The sequence below is a fragment of the Ruania suaedae genome (assembly GCF_021049265.1).
Classification (GTDB): Bacteria; Actinomycetota; Actinomycetes; order Actinomycetales; family Beutenbergiaceae; genus Ruania; species Ruania suaedae.
Genome location: NZ_CP088018.1, coordinates 3,024,301 through 3,038,511, shown reverse-complemented (window position 1 = coordinate 3,038,511; position 14,211 = coordinate 3,024,301). Strand labels below are relative to the sequence as shown.

13 protein-coding genes are annotated in these 14,211 nt (G+C 71.6%); 8 read left to right on the top strand and 5 right to left on the bottom strand.

Annotated elements, in window-relative coordinates; all coding sequences use genetic code 11:
- Positions 1–2 precede the first annotated feature (2 nt).
- The 6 genes from LQF12_RS14020 to LQF12_RS13995 all read left to right on the top strand — a co-directional run bounded on the left by LQF12_RS14020 (position 3) and on the right by LQF12_RS13995 (position 4,483).
- The gene (locus LQF12_RS14020; protein WP_231053525.1) at positions 3–1,157 is read left to right on the top strand and encodes an FUSC family protein; all 1,155 of its coding nucleotides are present in this window, start codon (positions 3–5) and stop codon (positions 1,155–1,157) included.
- Positions 1,154–2,200, top strand: coding sequence for a threonine aldolase family protein (locus LQF12_RS14015; protein ID WP_231053524.1), 1,047 nt, complete (start codon positions 1,154–1,156; stop codon positions 2,198–2,200). The genes LQF12_RS14020 and LQF12_RS14015 overlap by 4 nt, the downstream gene beginning before the upstream one ends.
- Positions 2,201–2,209: 9 nt before the next feature.
- Positions 2,210–2,515: a DUF2516 family protein gene (locus LQF12_RS14010; RefSeq protein WP_231053523.1), complete on the top strand. Its 306-nt coding sequence runs from the start codon at positions 2,210–2,212 to the stop codon at positions 2,513–2,515.
- Positions 2,512–3,495, top strand: a complete 984-nt coding sequence (locus LQF12_RS14005) for an asparaginase (RefSeq protein ID WP_354004678.1) — start codon at positions 2,512–2,514, stop codon at positions 3,493–3,495. Before LQF12_RS14010 ends, LQF12_RS14005 begins: the two co-directional genes overlap by 4 nt.
- On the top strand, positions 3,492–3,914 hold the full coding sequence (gene dtd / locus LQF12_RS14000) for a D-aminoacyl-tRNA deacylase (RefSeq protein ID WP_231053522.1): 423 nt from the start codon (positions 3,492–3,494) through the stop codon (positions 3,912–3,914). The genes LQF12_RS14005 and dtd overlap by 4 nt, the downstream gene beginning before the upstream one ends.
- A 65-nt stretch (positions 3,915–3,979) precedes the next feature.
- On the top strand, positions 3,980–4,483 hold the full coding sequence (locus tag LQF12_RS13995) for an O-acetyl-ADP-ribose deacetylase (protein ID WP_231053521.1): 504 nt from the start codon (positions 3,980–3,982) through the stop codon (positions 4,481–4,483).
- A gap of 28 nt (positions 4,484–4,511) precedes the next feature.
- On the opposite strand, the gene LQF12_RS13990 is transcribed toward LQF12_RS13995, so the two are convergent.
- A complete protein-coding gene (locus LQF12_RS13990) occupies positions 4,512–5,759 on the bottom strand; it encodes an MFS transporter (protein ID WP_231053520.1) in 1,248 nt (415 codons plus the stop codon).
- 54 nt (positions 5,760–5,813) lie between these two features.
- Entirely contained in the window at positions 5,814–6,488 is a 675-nt protein-coding gene (locus tag LQF12_RS13985) for an IMPACT family protein (RefSeq protein ID WP_231053519.1), read from the bottom strand.
- Positions 6,489–6,619: 131 nt separating this feature from the next.
- Here LQF12_RS13985 and LQF12_RS13980 point away from each other — a divergent pair, with 131 nt between their 5' ends.
- Positions 6,620–9,142: an ATP-dependent Clp protease ATP-binding subunit gene (locus LQF12_RS13980; RefSeq protein WP_231053518.1), complete on the top strand. Its 2,523-nt coding sequence runs from the start codon at positions 6,620–6,622 to the stop codon at positions 9,140–9,142.
- Positions 9,143–9,241: 99 nt separating this feature from the next.
- Here the strand turns inward: LQF12_RS13980 and pbp4b are convergent, their stop codons facing one another.
- The 3 genes from pbp4b to LQF12_RS13965 all read right to left on the bottom strand — a co-directional run bounded on the left by pbp4b (position 9,242) and on the right by LQF12_RS13965 (position 13,562).
- A complete protein-coding gene (pbp4b, locus tag LQF12_RS13975; protein ID WP_231053517.1) occupies positions 9,242–11,899 on the bottom strand; it encodes a penicillin binding protein PBP4B in 2,658 nt (885 codons plus the stop codon).
- A gap of 109 nt (positions 11,900–12,008) precedes the next feature.
- Positions 12,009–12,872 carry a MurR/RpiR family transcriptional regulator gene (locus LQF12_RS13970; protein WP_231053516.1) on the bottom strand — a complete coding sequence of 288 codons (864 nt, stop codon included), beginning with the start codon at positions 12,870–12,872 and terminating at the stop codon, positions 12,009–12,011.
- 102 nt (positions 12,873–12,974) lie between these two features.
- Complete coding sequence (locus LQF12_RS13965) at positions 12,975–13,562, bottom strand: SGNH/GDSL hydrolase family protein (RefSeq protein ID WP_231053515.1); 588 nt, start codon at positions 13,560–13,562, stop codon at positions 12,975–12,977.
- Between the two features lie 62 nt (positions 13,563–13,624).
- Between LQF12_RS13965 and LQF12_RS13960 the strand changes: the two genes are divergently transcribed.
- Positions 13,625–14,158: a MarR family winged helix-turn-helix transcriptional regulator gene (locus tag LQF12_RS13960; protein ID WP_231053514.1), complete on the top strand. Its 534-nt coding sequence runs from the start codon at positions 13,625–13,627 to the stop codon at positions 14,156–14,158.
- The last annotated feature ends 53 nt before the right edge of the window (positions 14,159–14,211 follow it).

The window sequence follows — 14,211 nt, the reverse complement described above, 5'->3', positions numbered from 1 at the left end:
GCATGAGCGCTGCCGGCTCGCGGCGCGGCGACCTCCGGGCTGCGCGGGCAGCGCTCTCCGGCCGGCTGCGGCGCGGCGGCCGGCGCCTGCGCGGGGACGCCTGGCCGATCCTCACCGGTGCCCTCGCGGCGGGGGTCGCCTACGGGATCGCCCACTGGGTGGTGGGCCACGAGATCCCGGTGTTCGCGGCGATCGCCGCCTGGGTCTGCCTCGGCTTCAGTGCCGATCGCCGGCCCCGCAAGGTCGCCGAACTGGCACTCGGGGTGACGCTCGGGGTGGCCGCCGGCGAGCTGGTGGGAGCCGTGATCGGTTCCGGCCCGGTGCAGATCGCGGTGGTGCTCGCCGCCGCCGTCGCCGTTGCCCGCCTCGTCGACGGCGCAGCGATGCTGGCCATGCAGGCCGGGGTGCAGGCCGTGGTGGTGGTGGCCCTGCCCCCCACCCTCGGCGGTGACGGCGTGGGCCGGTGGCTGGACGCGCTCATCGGCGGCGCCCTCGCCCTGCTGGTGGCCTCCCTGCTGCCGGTCGACGTGCGCCGCCGCGCCCGCAACCTCGCCTCCTCGGGCCTGACCGAGATCTCCCGGACGCTGGCCGACGTCGCCCGCGGGATCCGCACCGCTGATGAGGACACCGTCGACGACGCCCTGACCCGGGCGCGCGGCTCCCAGGGGGTGATCGACGAGTGGAGCGCCCTGGTGCGCGACTCCCTCGCCGCCACCCGGTTCACCCCCAGCCGGCTGCGCCACGACGCCGACCTGCTGCGGCTGCAGCGGGCCGCGACCCTGTGTGACCGGGCGATGCGCAACACCCGCGTGATCGCCCGCCGGGCGTGGACCACCGCCCAGGGGATGATCGAGCAGGAGCGGCTCGTGGATCTGCTGAGCACACTCTCCCGCTCGGCCGCCGATCTGGCCTTCTCCCTGGGCTCGGGCTCGGACCCGGCGGGCCTGCGCAACCGCCTGCTCGCGGTGGCCGCGCAGCTCGACCCCCAGACCTTCACCGGCTGGCACGCCCAGACTCTCGTGGTCCTGATGCGCTCGCTGGTGGTGGACCTGCTCGAGATGACCGGCATGTCCGCCGAGCAGGCGCGCCGTGCGCTCGCGGATATCGCGCCGGACGGCGGGGACGACCAGCCCGGCCCCCCTAGGCTCACCCGATGATCCAGCTCGCCTCCGACAACTACGCCGCGATGCACCCCGAGGTGCTCGAGGCGCTCGCGGCCGTGGGGAGCGGCCCTGCGCCCGCCTACGGCGCCGATCCCACGACGGCGTCCCTCGCCCAGGCGGTGCGCCGCACCTTCGGCGAGGGTGCGCAGGCCTACCCGGTGCTCACCGGCACCGGCGCCAACGTCGTCGCGCTCACCGCGATGCTGCCGCGCTGGGGTGCGGTGATCGCTACCGAGCACGCCCACCTGCACACCGACGAGAACGGTGCCCCCGAACGGGTCAGCGGCATCAAGGTGCTTCCCGTGCCTGCCCCGGGTGCTCGGCTGACCCCGGCGGCGATCGAGCGCTACGCCGCCGACCTCGGTGACGTGCACCGGGCGCAGCCGCTGGCGGTCTCGCTCACCCAGGCCACCGAGCTCGGCACGGTCTACACCCCCGCTCAGGTCCGCGCCGTGACCGAGGCGGCCCACGCGGCCGGGATGGCGGTGCACATGGACGGCGCCCGCCTGGCCAATGCGGCTGCCGCGCTGGGGCTGAGCCTGCGCGAGCTCACCACCGACTGCGGCGTGGACGTGCTCTCCTTCGGGGGCACCAAGAACGGAGCAGCACTCGCCGAGGCGGTGATCGTGCTCGACCCCCGCGCGGTGACCGGGGTGGAGATGGTGCGCAAGGCGAGCATGCAGCTGGCCTCGAAGCAGCGTTACACCGCAGCCCAGCTGCTCGCGTTGCTGGACGGGGGTGCTGGCGCTGATCCGCTGTGGCGCCGCAATGCCTCCCATGCCAACGCGATGGCGAGGCGGCTGCGGCAGGGGTGCTCCGCCGTCGCCGGGGTGAACCCGACTCAGCCCACCGAGGCGAACGTGGTGTTCGCGACCGTGCCGCGCACCCTGGCCGCCGCACTGCGGGAGGAGGCGGTGTTCTACGACTGGGGCCTGGGCGAGACCCGGGACCGGGTGGAGGTGCGCTGGATGTGCTCGTGGGACACCCGCGCCGAGGACGTCGACGCCTTCGCCCGCCGGGTGGGTGCACTCGCGTAGGCTTCGGCTGTGCACCTCCTCGTCCAGAGCTATCTGTTCCTCGCGCTCGCCTTCTCGGCCCTGGCGCTCGCCGTGTGGGCGCTGGCCGACGCCGCCGTGCGGCCCGCGCCGGCGTTCGAGAGCGCGGACAAGCGCACGAAGATGTTCTGGATCGCGATGTCCGGGGGAGCGGCCCTGCTCTCCCTGCTCGCCGTGGTGGGCGCCTTCACCGGACTGCTGTTCAGCATCATCGCCGGCGTGATGGCCGGGGTGTACCTGGCCGATGTGCGCCCGGCGGTGCGCGACTACCGCCGTGGCGGCTCCAGTCCGTGGTGAGGCTGCAGGCCCCGGCACCGGGTGAGGTGCTGGCCTGGGTGGTGCGCGGGACGATGGTCGAGTCCGTGCACACCGGGCACCTGCTCGCACTCGACGCGGCCGGCCACGACGCGCTCCGCCTGGGCGAGCCGGATCAGCAGATCTACCCCCGCTCCAGCCTCAAGCCGCTGCAGGCGCTGGGCATGCTCCGGGCCGGGGTGGCCCTGACCGACGAACAGCTCGCGCTGGCGTGTGCCTCCCACAACGGTGAGCCGCGGCACCGGGAGGTCGCCGCCGCGATCCTGGCCACGGTCGGACTGGACGCCGCGGTGCTCGCGAACACCCCCGACCTGCCGCTGGAACGCTCGGCCGCGCTGGCATGGCAGGTGGCCGGCCACGGCCCCGAGCCGATCGCGCAGAACTGCTCCGGCAAGCATGCCGCGATGGTGGCCACTTGTGTGGCTGCGGGCTGGCCGGTGGCGGGCTATCACGAGCCCGGCCACCCGCTGCAGCGTCACCTGCTTGCGGTGATCGCCGAACTGACCGGGGCAGCGCCGGACCACGTCGCGGTCGACGGGTGCGGGGCGCCGCAGCCCTCGACGACGGTGCGCGGCCTCGCCCGTGCCTTCGCCCGGCTCGCCGTGGCCGAGCCGGGCACCCACGAGCATCGGGTGGCCGCCGCGATGCGCGCCCACCCACACCTCGTGGCCGGCACCGGGCGGGAGGACACCGAGGCCATGCGTGCGGTGCCGGGGCTGATCCTCAAGGGCGGGGCCGACGGCGTGCACGCCGGGGCGCTGCCGGACGGCCGGTCACTGGCGTTCAAGATCTCCGACGGCGCCGCCCGCCCGCGCCCGGTGGTGCTCGGCGCGGCTCTGCGCGCTCTGGGGATCGAGCCGGGTGGGTCGTGGGCGCAGGTGACCGTGCTCGGCCACGGCGCCCCGGTGGGGGAGGTCCTCGCCGCCTTCGGACTGGACGCACCGGTTATGGCCGGCGCATGAGAGCGGTGCTGCAGCGCGTCACCAGGGCCTCGGTCACGGTGGACGGGCAGGTGGTCGGCGCCATCGGTGCCGGGATCTGCGCGCTGGTGGGCGTGGCCCGCGAGGACACCGCGGAACAGGCACGGACCGTCGCCCGCAAGATCGCCGAGCTGCGGATCCTGCGGGAGGAGACCTCGGTCAGCGAGGCCGGCGCCGAGGTGCTCGTGGTCAGCCAGTTCACGCTCTACGGCGCCACGAAGAAGGGACGCCGCCCCTCGTGGACGGCGGCCGCTCCCGGACCGGTGGCCGAGCCGCTGGTGGCCGCGGTGGTCGAGGCCCTACGGGAGCGGGGGATCACGGTGGCGACCGGGGTGTTCGGTGCCGACATGGCGGTGGACCTGGTCAATGACGGGCCGGTGACGGTGCTCGTGGAGGCGTAGGGCAGACCGGCCCCTGCGCTCCCGTCGCCCGTGCACGACCGGCCCGGCGCTGAGACGGTGGTGCCATGAGACTCGAGGCGATCATCGGCGACCTGACCACCCAGGAGGTGGACGCCGTCGTGAATGCGGCCAACTCCAGCCTGCTCGGTGGGGGCGGTGTGGACGGCGCGATCCACCGCGCGGCGGGCCCGGGCCTGCTGGCCGAGTGCCGGGCGCTGCGCGGCGCCGCACTGCCGGACGGGCTCGGCGTGGGGCAGGCGGTGGCCACCGGGGCCGGTGAGCTCGCGGCCCGGTGGGTGATCCACGCAGTCGGGCCCAACGCCCACGCCGGTCAGAAGGACCCGGCGCTACTGGCCTCGTGCTTCACCGAGAGCCTGCGGGTGGCCGAGGAGATCGGGGCGTCGTCGGTGGCCTTCCCGGCGGTCAGCGGCGGCGTCTACGGATGGGCGATGCGGGACGTCGCCCGGATCGCGGTGGAGGCGGTGCGCGGCAGCGGCAGCCGGGTGGAGCTCGTGCGCTTCGTGCTGCTCGACCCCGACGCCCACGCGGAGTTCGCCGCCCTCGTCTGACCCAGCGGCGATACCGCCGACGGCCGGCTCACATCAGCGCGCGCTCGCGGTCCCGGGCCTCCACCAGCACGGCGGCGCCGGCGATCACGAGCCCGGCGAGCGCGAGGGCGACCCCCGCCCACGCCGGCGCGAGATACCCCAGCCCGGCGGCGATCACCACGCCACCGATCCACGCACCGGTCGCATTGCCGATATTGAGCGCCGAGTGGTGCAGCGCCGCCGCGAGCGAGGGCGCGTCCGGGGAGGCGTCCAGCAGCCGGGTCTGCAGCGAGGGACCGAGGAACTGGGAGATGGTCGCGATCCCGAACAGACCGAGCATGCCGAGCACGGGCAGGCCGGCCGTCAGCACCGGTGCGGTGAGCGCGAAGAGGGCCAGCAGCACCGCCATCCCGACCAACCCGGCGACCACGGTGCCCATCACCGACCGGTCGGCCAGCCGGCCGCCCAGCAGGTTGCCGAGGGTCATGCCGATGCCGAAGACCAGGAGTGCGATCGGCACCGCCGCGGCGGTCAGGGAGAAGACCTCCGGCACGATCTCGCCGATATAGCTGTACACGGCGAACATCCCGCCGAAGCCGATCGCCCCGATCCCGAGGGCGAACCACACCTGCGGGTACCGGAAGGCGCGCAACTCGCTGCGGGCCGACGCCGGGGCAGCCGAACGGGGCAGGACGGGGACGAAGCGCCACACCGCCACGACCGTCGCCAGCGCCGTCAGCACCACCAGGCCGTAGGTCGAACGCCACCCCACCGCCTGCCCGAGCACCGTGGCCAGCGGCACACCGACCATGGTGGCGACCGTCAGCCCCAGCATCACCATCGAGACAGCACGCGCGCGCCACGCCGGGCCGGCCAGGGCAGCGGCGACCAGGGCCGCCACGCCGAAGAAGGCGCCGTGCGGCAGCCCGGCCAGGAACCGGGCAGCGAGCATCGTGGCGTAGGTGGGAGCCACGGCGGAGAGCACGTTCCCGACCGCGATCAGGGCCGCCAGCAGCACGAGCAGCTGCGTACGGCCCATCCGTGCCGCCGCCACGACGATCAGCGGGGCGCCGGCCACCACGCCCAGGGCGTAGGCGGAGATCAGCCGGCCGGCCTCGGGGACCGAGACGCCCAGACCGGCCGCGATCTGCGGCAGCAGGCCCATGCTGGCGAACTCGGTGGTCCCGATCGTGAAGCCGCCCAGGGCCATCGCGGCGAGCGCGAGGGTGAGACGGCGGCCGGTGAGCACCGGCGAGGCCGGTGCGGGGCTATCCGGGCGCGGGGACGAGGGGGACATCAGGCTCCGGTGGTGGCGGACGAGGTGCTACCGACGTCGGAAGCCATGGCCCGGTCAGTCTAGGTGGTGCGCCCCGATCTCGACGTCGATCCACTCCTGCCCGTGAAGCACCAGCTCGCCGCTGCCCGCGGTGGCCGCCGCCAGTCGCTCCCGTAGCTGCTCGACCTGCTCGGGGGCGGCGGCCAGGCGTAGCCGCGCGCGCTCGCCGTAGTCGGTGCCCAGCACGATCACTCCGTGCTGGCGCAACTCGGCCTCGATGCGGCCGGCCCGGTCGTGAGGGAGGTCCACGAACGCGCGCTCGCGGCGTACCCGCGCCACCAGGGCCTGGTCGCGCCGCGCCCGCTCGAGCGCGGCGGTGACGGCATCGGAGTAGGCACGCACGAGGCCACCCGCTCCGAGCAGCACCCCACCGAAGTACCGGGTGACCACGGCCACGCAGTCGATGAGCCCGGCGCCCGTGAGTACCTCGAGCATGGGTGAGCCGGCGGTACCGGAGGGTTCGCCGTCGTCGTGGGACCTGCGCACCTGCTGCGGGCCGGAAGGCCCGAGCGCGAAGGCGGAGCAGTGGTGGCCTGCGCCGTGGTGCTCGGTGCGGGCCTGATCGACGACCGCACGCGCCTGGGACTCCTCACCCACCCGCACCAGCCGGCACAGGAAGCGCGAGCGCCGGACCTCGATCTCGGCGTCGATTCGAGCGCCCGACCCGCCGCGCAGGGTGAGATCGGTCATCGGCCCATTCTCGCGCGCTCTCCGCCGCTGGCGAACAGGGGCATGTTCGCCGTCCTCGCGCGGTTAGCCTGGATGACACACCGCCGCCACGACCGTCACCTGCGGTCCGAGGCCAGTGAGGAGCACGCGAGATGTTCGAGAGATTTACCGACCGAGCCCGTCGGGTCGTCGTCCTTGCCCAAGAAGAGGCACGGATGCTCAACCACAACTACATCGGCACCGAGCACATCCTGCTCGGTCTGATCCACGAGGGCGAGGGGGTCGCAGCCAAGGCCCTCGAATCCCTCGACATCTCCCTGGAGGCCGTGCGCCAACAGGTGCAGGAGATCATCGGCGAGGGCCAGCAGGCGCCGAACGGGCACATCCCGTTCACCCCGCGCGCCAAGAAGGTGCTGGAGCTCTCGCTGCGCGAGGCTCTGCAGCTCGGCCACAACTACATCGGCACCGAGCACATCCTGCTCGGCCTCATCCGCGAGGGTGAGGGTGTCGCGGCCCAGGTGCTGACCAAGCTCGGGGCCGACCTGAACCGCGTGCGCCAGCAGGTCATCCAGCTGCTCAACGGCTACCAGGGCAAGGAGACCGTCTCCTCCGGCGGTCCCGCCGAGGGGACCCCCTCCGGCTCGGCCGTGCTCGACCAGTTCGGCCGCAACCTCACCCAGGCCGCCCGCGAGTCCAAGCTCGACCCGGTGATCGGGCGGACGCTGCAGATCGAGCGGGTCATGCAGGTGCTCTCGCGCCGCACCAAGAACAACCCGGTGCTGATCGGTGAGCCCGGCGTCGGCAAGACCGCCGTGGTGGAGGGGCTGGCTCAGGACATCGTGCGCGGGGACGTGCCCGAGACCTTGAAGGACAAGCAGCTCTACACACTCGACCTCGGCGCGCTGGTGGCCGGCTCCCGGTACCGCGGTGACTTCGAGGAGCGCCTGAAGAAGGTGCTCAAGGAGATCCGCACCCGCGGCGACATCATCCTGTTCATCGACGAGATCCACACCCTCGTCGGGGCCGGTGCCGCTGAGGGGGCGATCGACGCCGCCAGCATCCTCAAGCCGATGCTGGCCCGTGGTGAGCTGCAGACGATCGGTGCCACCACGCTCGAGGAGTACCGCAAGCACATCGAGAAGGACGCCGCGCTCGAGCGCCGGTTCCAGCCGATCCAGGTGCCCGAGCCGACCCTGGCGCACGCGATCGAGATCCTCAAGGGTCTGCGGGACCGCTACGAGGCGCACCACCGGGTGACGATCACCGATGCCGCGCTGGTGGCCGCCGCGAACCTCGCCGACCGCTACGTCAACGACCGGTTCCTGCCGGACAAGGCGATCGATCTGATCGACGAGGCCGGTGCGCGCCTGCGGATCCGCCGAATGACCGCTCCGCCGGAGCTGCGCGAGCTCGACGAGCAGATCGCCGAGACCCGCCGCGCCAAGGAGTCCGCGATCGACGACCAGGACTTCGAGAAGGCCGCCCGCCTGCGGGACGAGGAGAAGAACCTCTCCAGCACGCGGCTGGACAAGGAAAAGGCCTGGAAGGCCGGCGACATGGACAACGTCGCCGAGGTGGACGAGGAGCTGATCGCGGAGGTGCTCGCCGCCTCCACCGGTATCCCGGTGTTCAAGCTCACCGAGGAGGAGTCCTCGCGGCTGCTGCGTATGGAGGACGAGCTGCACAAGCGGATCGTCGGCCAGGACGCGGCCGTCAAGGCGCTCTCGCAGGCGATCCGTCGTACCCGTGCGGGTCTGAAGGACCCCAAGCGCCCGGGTGGGTCGTTCATCTTCGCCGGACCCACCGGCGTCGGGAAGACCGAGCTCGCCAAGGCGCTCGCCGAGTTCCTCTTCGGCGACGAGGACGCGCTCATCCAGCTCGACATGAGCGAGTACTCCGAGAAGCACACCGTCTCTCGGATGTTCGGGTCCCCGCCCGGATACGTCGGCTACGAAGAGGGTGGCCAGCTCACCGAGAAGGTGCGGCGCCGGCCGTTCTCGGTGGTGCTCTTCGACGAGGTGGAGAAGGCCCACGCGGACATCTTCAACTCGCTGCTGCAGATCCTGGAGGACGGTCGCCTGACCGACTCCCAGGGCCGGGTGATCGACTTCAAGAACACCGTGATCATCATGACCACCAACCTCGGTACCCGGGACATCGCCAAGGGTCTGATCACCGGCTTCCAGGCCGGTGGGGACCTCTCGACGAGCTACGACCGGATGAAGACCAAGGTCAACGAGGAGCTCAAGCAGCACTTCCGCCCCGAGTTCCTCAACCGTGTCGATGACACGATCGTGTTCCCCCAGCTCTCGCAGGAGGAGATCTACCAGATCGTCGATCTCATGGTGGCTCAGCTCTCCGGCCGGCTCGCGGACAAGGACATGGACATCGAGCTCACGATGGCCGCCAAGGATCTGCTCGCCGAGCGCGGGTACGACCCGGTGCTCGGTGCCCGGCCGCTGCGCCGTGCGATCCAGCGCGAGATCGAGGACCAGCTCTCCGAGCGCATCCTCTACGGTGAGCTCCGATCCGGCCAGAAGATCATGGTCGACGCGATCGGCGAGGGCCTGCTCGGCGAGTTCACCTTCACGGGGGTGGACAAGGAGACCGAGAAGGAGCCGCTGGCGGTCGGTGCCGGAGCCACGGCGGAGCTTCCCGCGGGCAGCGACGAGTAGCAGGCGGGCAACCGTCGTCGGGGTCTGATTCCCGACGGTGCAGCCCCAGCCAGAAGGCCGGCCACCCTCCGAGGGTGGCCGGCCTTCTGCGTGTGCCGGTCAGCGCTGGTGGCGCAGCCTGCGCAGCGTCAGCAGGAGTGCTCCGGCCAGCAGTGCTACGGCGGCCGCACCGATCAGCATGCTGGTGCCCGAGGCGCCGGTCTGCGGCAGATCCTCGCCGGAGGGCGGCCCCGCATCGCTGGACCCGCTGGGATCGGTCGGATCCGGTGCGTCCGTGCCCGGGTCCGTGGGCTCGCCCGGGTCGGTGCCGGGATCGGTCGGCCCGCCCGGATCGGTCGTGGGATCGGGATCCCCCGGCGATGCGGCCAGCACCGTGACGGTGCTGGTGATCTCCAGTTCGATCGGGTCGGTGCCGTCCTGCAGCACGGTCGCGGGCAGTTCGGTGGTGCCGCGTGCCTGAACGGGTCCGGGAGTCTGCCCGCTGTAGCCCGCGAGGGTCCACGTCACCGGCACCTCGTGCGTCACGCCGTCGGAATCGGTGAGGGTGGTCTCAGGCGCCAGGGCGGCCAGCGCCTCGGCCTCCGAGGTGCCGAACGGCACCTCGACGCCGGCCACGTTCTCGAGCGAGGTCGCCACCGTGTAGTCGTCGCCGACGCCTGCCAGCGCACGGTAGACGTAGGCCGAGACGGGAACGAGATTGGCCAGCGGCATGCTGCCGGTCGCGAACCCGTTGGGAGGATCGACGACGGGCGCGTGGCGCATGTTCGTCAGGATGGTGATCGTCATCTGGTGCACCGGGTCGATCACGGTCAGGGTGCCGGTCCAGCCCTGGTGGCCGTAGGTGTACCGGCTCGGGCCCCAGTTGAAGTAGTAGTAGCCCTGACCGCCGTCGGTGTGCAGCCGCCACCCCAGCCCGTAGCTGCCATTCCCGGGCGTCGGCGCGAGGAACTCCTCGACGACGTCGGCGTCGAAGTACTCCTGCCCGCCGTACACGCCCTGGTTCAGCATCAGCTGGGTGAGGACCGCCATGTCCGAGGTGGTGGAGAACAGTCCCGCATGTCCCGCCACGCCGGCCATGGAGTACCAGGCCTTCTCGTCGTGGACCTCACCCTGGAGGGTGTACTCGCGCATGGGGACCGGATCGCCGCTGTCGAACTCGCCGAAGGAGACGTTCCCGTCCCGGGTGTTGCCGTTGAGCTCGGTCGCCGCCACGTGGGAGGGATCGATTCCGTGCTCCAGCGGGTTGAACGTCGTGTTCTCGAGGCCGAGCGGGCCGTAGAAGTTCTCCTCCAGGTAGACGTCGAGCCGCTGACCCGTGACCTGCTCCACGAGCAGTCCGAGGATCATGTAGTCGACGTCCGAATAGGCGAAGGTGGTGCGCGGGGCGTACATCAGCGGCGAGCGGCTGATGGCGTCGATGATCCCGGTGCGGTCGTCCGGGTCGTCGGTCTGGTACCAGAGGTCGCCGGCCGAGGAGAGGTTCGGGTACTCGGGATCGGGGATGAGGCCGGCTCGGTGGTTGAGCAGGTCCCGTAACCGGATGGTCTCCTTGCCGGTGTACACGTCGTCGATTCCGCCCTCGCCGCCGACGGTCCACTTCCCGGTGTACTCCGAGTTGGCGTCGGTGAAGTTCTCCCAGCCGGGGAAGCTGGCGATGGTGGCGTCCAGGTCGAGATCGCCGTCACTGACCAGCCGCTGGATCGCGTAGTTGGTGGCGTACATCTTGGTGTTCGATGCCAGGTCCCAGAGGGTGTCGGTCGTGGCCGGGATCCGGTCGGCCTCGGGGAGGGGTTCGGCCCCGATGAGGTCGCCGTCGGAGTCGGTCGAAGTCGAGGAGACCAGAGCATCTCCCCAGGCCCGTTCCAGGACGGTCTGACCGTCCTTGGTCACCACGACCGCTAGGCCCGGCCAGTCGGCCGCGATCTGCTGCTGCGCGAAGCGGTCCAGATCGGCGAGCCCGTCCGCGCTGAAGCCGAGGTCCTCGGGGTCCGCAGTGCCGAGGCTGTCGTGAGCGACGTCCAGGGTGTCGAGCAGGTAGGTGCCGGAGTTGTCGATGTGGGTGCCGACCTGCAGCAGCCGTTCCACCGAGGCGAGCGAGAGGAAGTAGTCCTCCCCATCGCGGACGCCGTCGATGTCCTGGAACACCAGGTTGGTGTAGTTCGTCAGCATCCGGCCGGTGGCGTTCGAGGCGAACCGGTCGATGTCGATCGCGATCTCGTGGTAGTCCCGGCCGCGGGTGAGGGTGAGGATGTCGAGGCTGTCGGTGGCGTAGCCGTCGAACTGGTAGCCGTTGCGCCCGGGGGTGAGGCCCACGCCGAGCAGGTCGGCGAGGACCTCGACGTCGACGTAGGCGCGGCGGTCCTCGACGCGCAGCTGATCGTCCGGCACCCGTTGCGGCTGCGCGTAGGCGCGGGGGTCGCCGTCGATGATCCAGGCCTCAGCGCGATCGCCGTCGGCCCAGACGTAGCGGATGTCATCGGCGTAGCCGGAATCCCCTGCCACCCGGAATCCGAGCGCACTGTCGTCGGCGGCGCTCGGGAAGGTGAGTTCGGCCCACTGCCCGAACTCGTCGGATCCGGTCTCGGTGACCGAGGCGGTGCCCTCGAGCGGCGCGCCCTCGATCATCGCCTCCTCGGGCCCCGCGTAGTGCACGATCAGGGTGGCCGGAGGGCCTGCCTGGACCGCCCCTACCCCGAGGGTGGCGAGTCCGAGCGCTCCCACCAGGGTGAGTGCGACGGATCGGTATCTGTGAGTCATGGGTTCTCCCGGCTCGGCTGACGACAGCACTGTCTGAGGTCGACCGGGTCGGAACCGGCACCCAGCCTGAGCAGAAAGTACCGGTACTCGAGAAGTAATGGAAGATTTGTTACGAATCGACCTGGAGTGCCCGAACGGCCTCACGCGTGCGATGCAGCGGGCCAGCCAGATGCTCGACATCGGCCTGCAGCATCCGCACCACGAGGTAGTCGACGACGGCGAGCTGAGCCATCCGGCTCGCGATCGCGCCCGACCGCCGCTCGGGCTCGCGCGCATGGGTGAGCAGGAGGATCTGTGCCGCTCGCGCCACCGGGGCGGACGGCGCGTTGGTGACGGCCACGGTGGTGCCGCCGCTGCGGCGGGCTGCCGCCAGGAACGCGACCGTCTCCTGCGTGCGGCCACTGTGGGAGAAGGCCACGGCCGCGCGTGCCTCGTTCGCCAGCCCCGCCGCTGTCAGCGCCAGATGCGGATCGGCGAAGCAGTTCGACGCGATGTCGAGGCGAGTGAGCTTCTGGTGCAGGTCTGCCGCGGCGAGCGCGCTGGAGCCGCCTCCGTAGATCTCGACGCGCTCGGCCGTCGACAGGGCCCGGGCCACCTCGTCGAGGGCGGCTGCGTCGAGCTGCTGGGCCGTCTCCTCGATGGCTCGCATCTGCTGGTAGGCGACCTTCGCGACCAAGGAGGGGACGTCGTCGTCGGCTGCGATCTCGGCGTCGGAGACGCGCAGGTAACTGAGAGCGCCGGCCTCCCGGCTGCGGGCGGAGGCGAGGGCCAGACGGAAGGTCTTGTATCCCTCGAAGCCCGCCGCGCGGCAGAAGCGCACGACGGTGGCCTGCGAGGTGGCGCAGCGTTGCGCGAGTTCGGCAATCGTGGATGTCACCACTATCTCGGGGTCCGCGAGAATGGCTCGGGCGAGCTTGCGTTCGGCGGGTGCGAGCGAGTCGAGGCGCTGCTCGAGCTGGACGAGAACGTCCATCAGGGTGCCCGGCGTTCGGTGGTAGCGCGCCGCCGCGCCGGTGCATCGGCGCCGCAATGACAGTGGCCGGGCATGAGAACACTGTAGGAGATGGCGGGCTGGTCAGCGGCGGTAGTTGTCCAGCCACAGATCGGCGAGGAAGCGGTGCCCGGTGGGGGTGGGGTGGACGCCGTCGTGGGCGAGGAATTCGGGCGAGGTGCGCGACGCCGTCTGGGAGAGCGGACCGTCGGTGGCGAGGTACTCGGCGCCGAACTCGGCCGCGAGGCGACGCACCGCGACGATCTTCGGGTCGAGGTCCTCCCGCCAGGCCCATTGACCCTCGTTCACCGGCAGCAGGAACGGCTCGACGAGGATGATCCGCCCGATCCCGGCGGCCCTGGTGCGCGCGAGCAGATCGCGGTAGCCGGACTCGTAGGCCTCGGTGGTGGTGGGGTCGTCGGAGTCGTAACGGCGCCAGGTGTCGTTGATCCCGATCATGATCGAGACGACGTCGGGGGAGTGGGCGAGCACGTCCTCCTCCCACCGCTGCTGCAGGTCGACCACCCGGTTGCCGCCGATCCCGGTGTTGATCACCCGCTGCTCGGGGGTGTCGGCGGCGATGAGGGCCGCATAGCCCTCGCCGAGGCTCGTCGGGTCGGTCCGGTCGCGGCCGCAGTCGGTGATGGAGTCACCGGTCAGAAGGATCGTCACGAGCCATGAGCCTACTGGGCAGGCGCCCAGCGCAGGCGCCGACGGCGGATAGTCTGCCTGGCATGTCCACGCCCGAGTCCCATCCGGCGGCAGGAAGTGCCGAGCTGGCCGCCGCGGAGGCGCAGGTCACCGCTTTCTGGCGCCGCGCCCGCTACACCTCGCGCAGCCTCGCCTCCCAGGTCCACCCCCAGCTCGACGCCTCCGGCTACACGGTGCTGGCCACGATCGACGATCTGCAGGCCCCCGGTACCGATGGCGAACCCGGCAGCGGCGTGCGAGCCCAGGAGCTCACCGAGCGCCTGGCCCTGCACAAGTCGAGGCTCTCGCGCGTCATCACCGAGCTGGAAGGGCTCGGACTGCTCGAGCGCACCGTCGACCCGCAGGACGCCCGGGCCCGCCTGCTGCGGCTGACGCCGTCGGGGGCGGAGTCGCTGCGGGAGGCGAGGCGGCGCCGTCGGGCGGTGTTCTCCGCGCGGTTGGCGCGCTGGTCACCGGCGGACCTCGGCGAGCTCGCGCGGCTGCTCGGCCGGCTGAACGAGGACCTGCGCCCCGAGGGCGCGGGGGGCGGTGAGGAGCCTCACACGCCGCAGCGATAGTTGCCTAGCGCAACCATTGTCTAGGATGGGGTCATCCGAGACAAGAGGGAGCG

Bases quoted from the DNA above. Each gene is read 5' to 3' on its own strand.
- LQF12_RS14020 (WP_231053525.1), top strand. From the start codon at position 3: ATGAGCGCTGCCGGCTCGCGGCGCGGCGACCTCCGGGCTGCGCGGGCA.
- LQF12_RS14015 (WP_231053524.1), top strand. From the start codon at position 1,154: ATGATCCAGCTCGCCTCCGACAACTACGCCGCGATGCACCCCGAGGTG.
- dtd (WP_231053522.1), top strand. From the start codon at position 3,492: ATGAGAGCGGTGCTGCAGCGCGTCACCAGGGCCTCGGTCACGGTGGAC.
- LQF12_RS13995 (WP_231053521.1), top strand. From the start codon at position 3,980: ATGAGACTCGAGGCGATCATCGGCGACCTGACCACCCAGGAGGTGGAC.
- LQF12_RS13990 (WP_231053520.1), bottom strand. From the start codon at position 5,759: ATGTCCCCCTCGTCCCCGCGCCCGGATAGCCCCGCACCGGCCTCGCCG.
- LQF12_RS13985 (WP_231053519.1), bottom strand. From the start codon at position 6,488: ATGACCGATCTCACCCTGCGCGGCGGGTCGGGCGCTCGAATCGACGCC.
- LQF12_RS13980 (WP_231053518.1), top strand. From the start codon at position 6,620: ATGTTCGAGAGATTTACCGACCGAGCCCGTCGGGTCGTCGTCCTTGCC.
- pbp4b (WP_231053517.1), bottom strand. From the start codon at position 11,899: ATGACTCACAGATACCGATCCGTCGCACTCACCCTGGTGGGAGCGCTC.
- LQF12_RS13970 (WP_231053516.1), bottom strand. From the start codon at position 12,872: ATGGACGTTCTCGTCCAGCTCGAGCAGCGCCTCGACTCGCTCGCACCC.
- LQF12_RS13960 (WP_231053514.1), top strand. From the start codon at position 13,625: ATGTCCACGCCCGAGTCCCATCCGGCGGCAGGAAGTGCCGAGCTGGCC.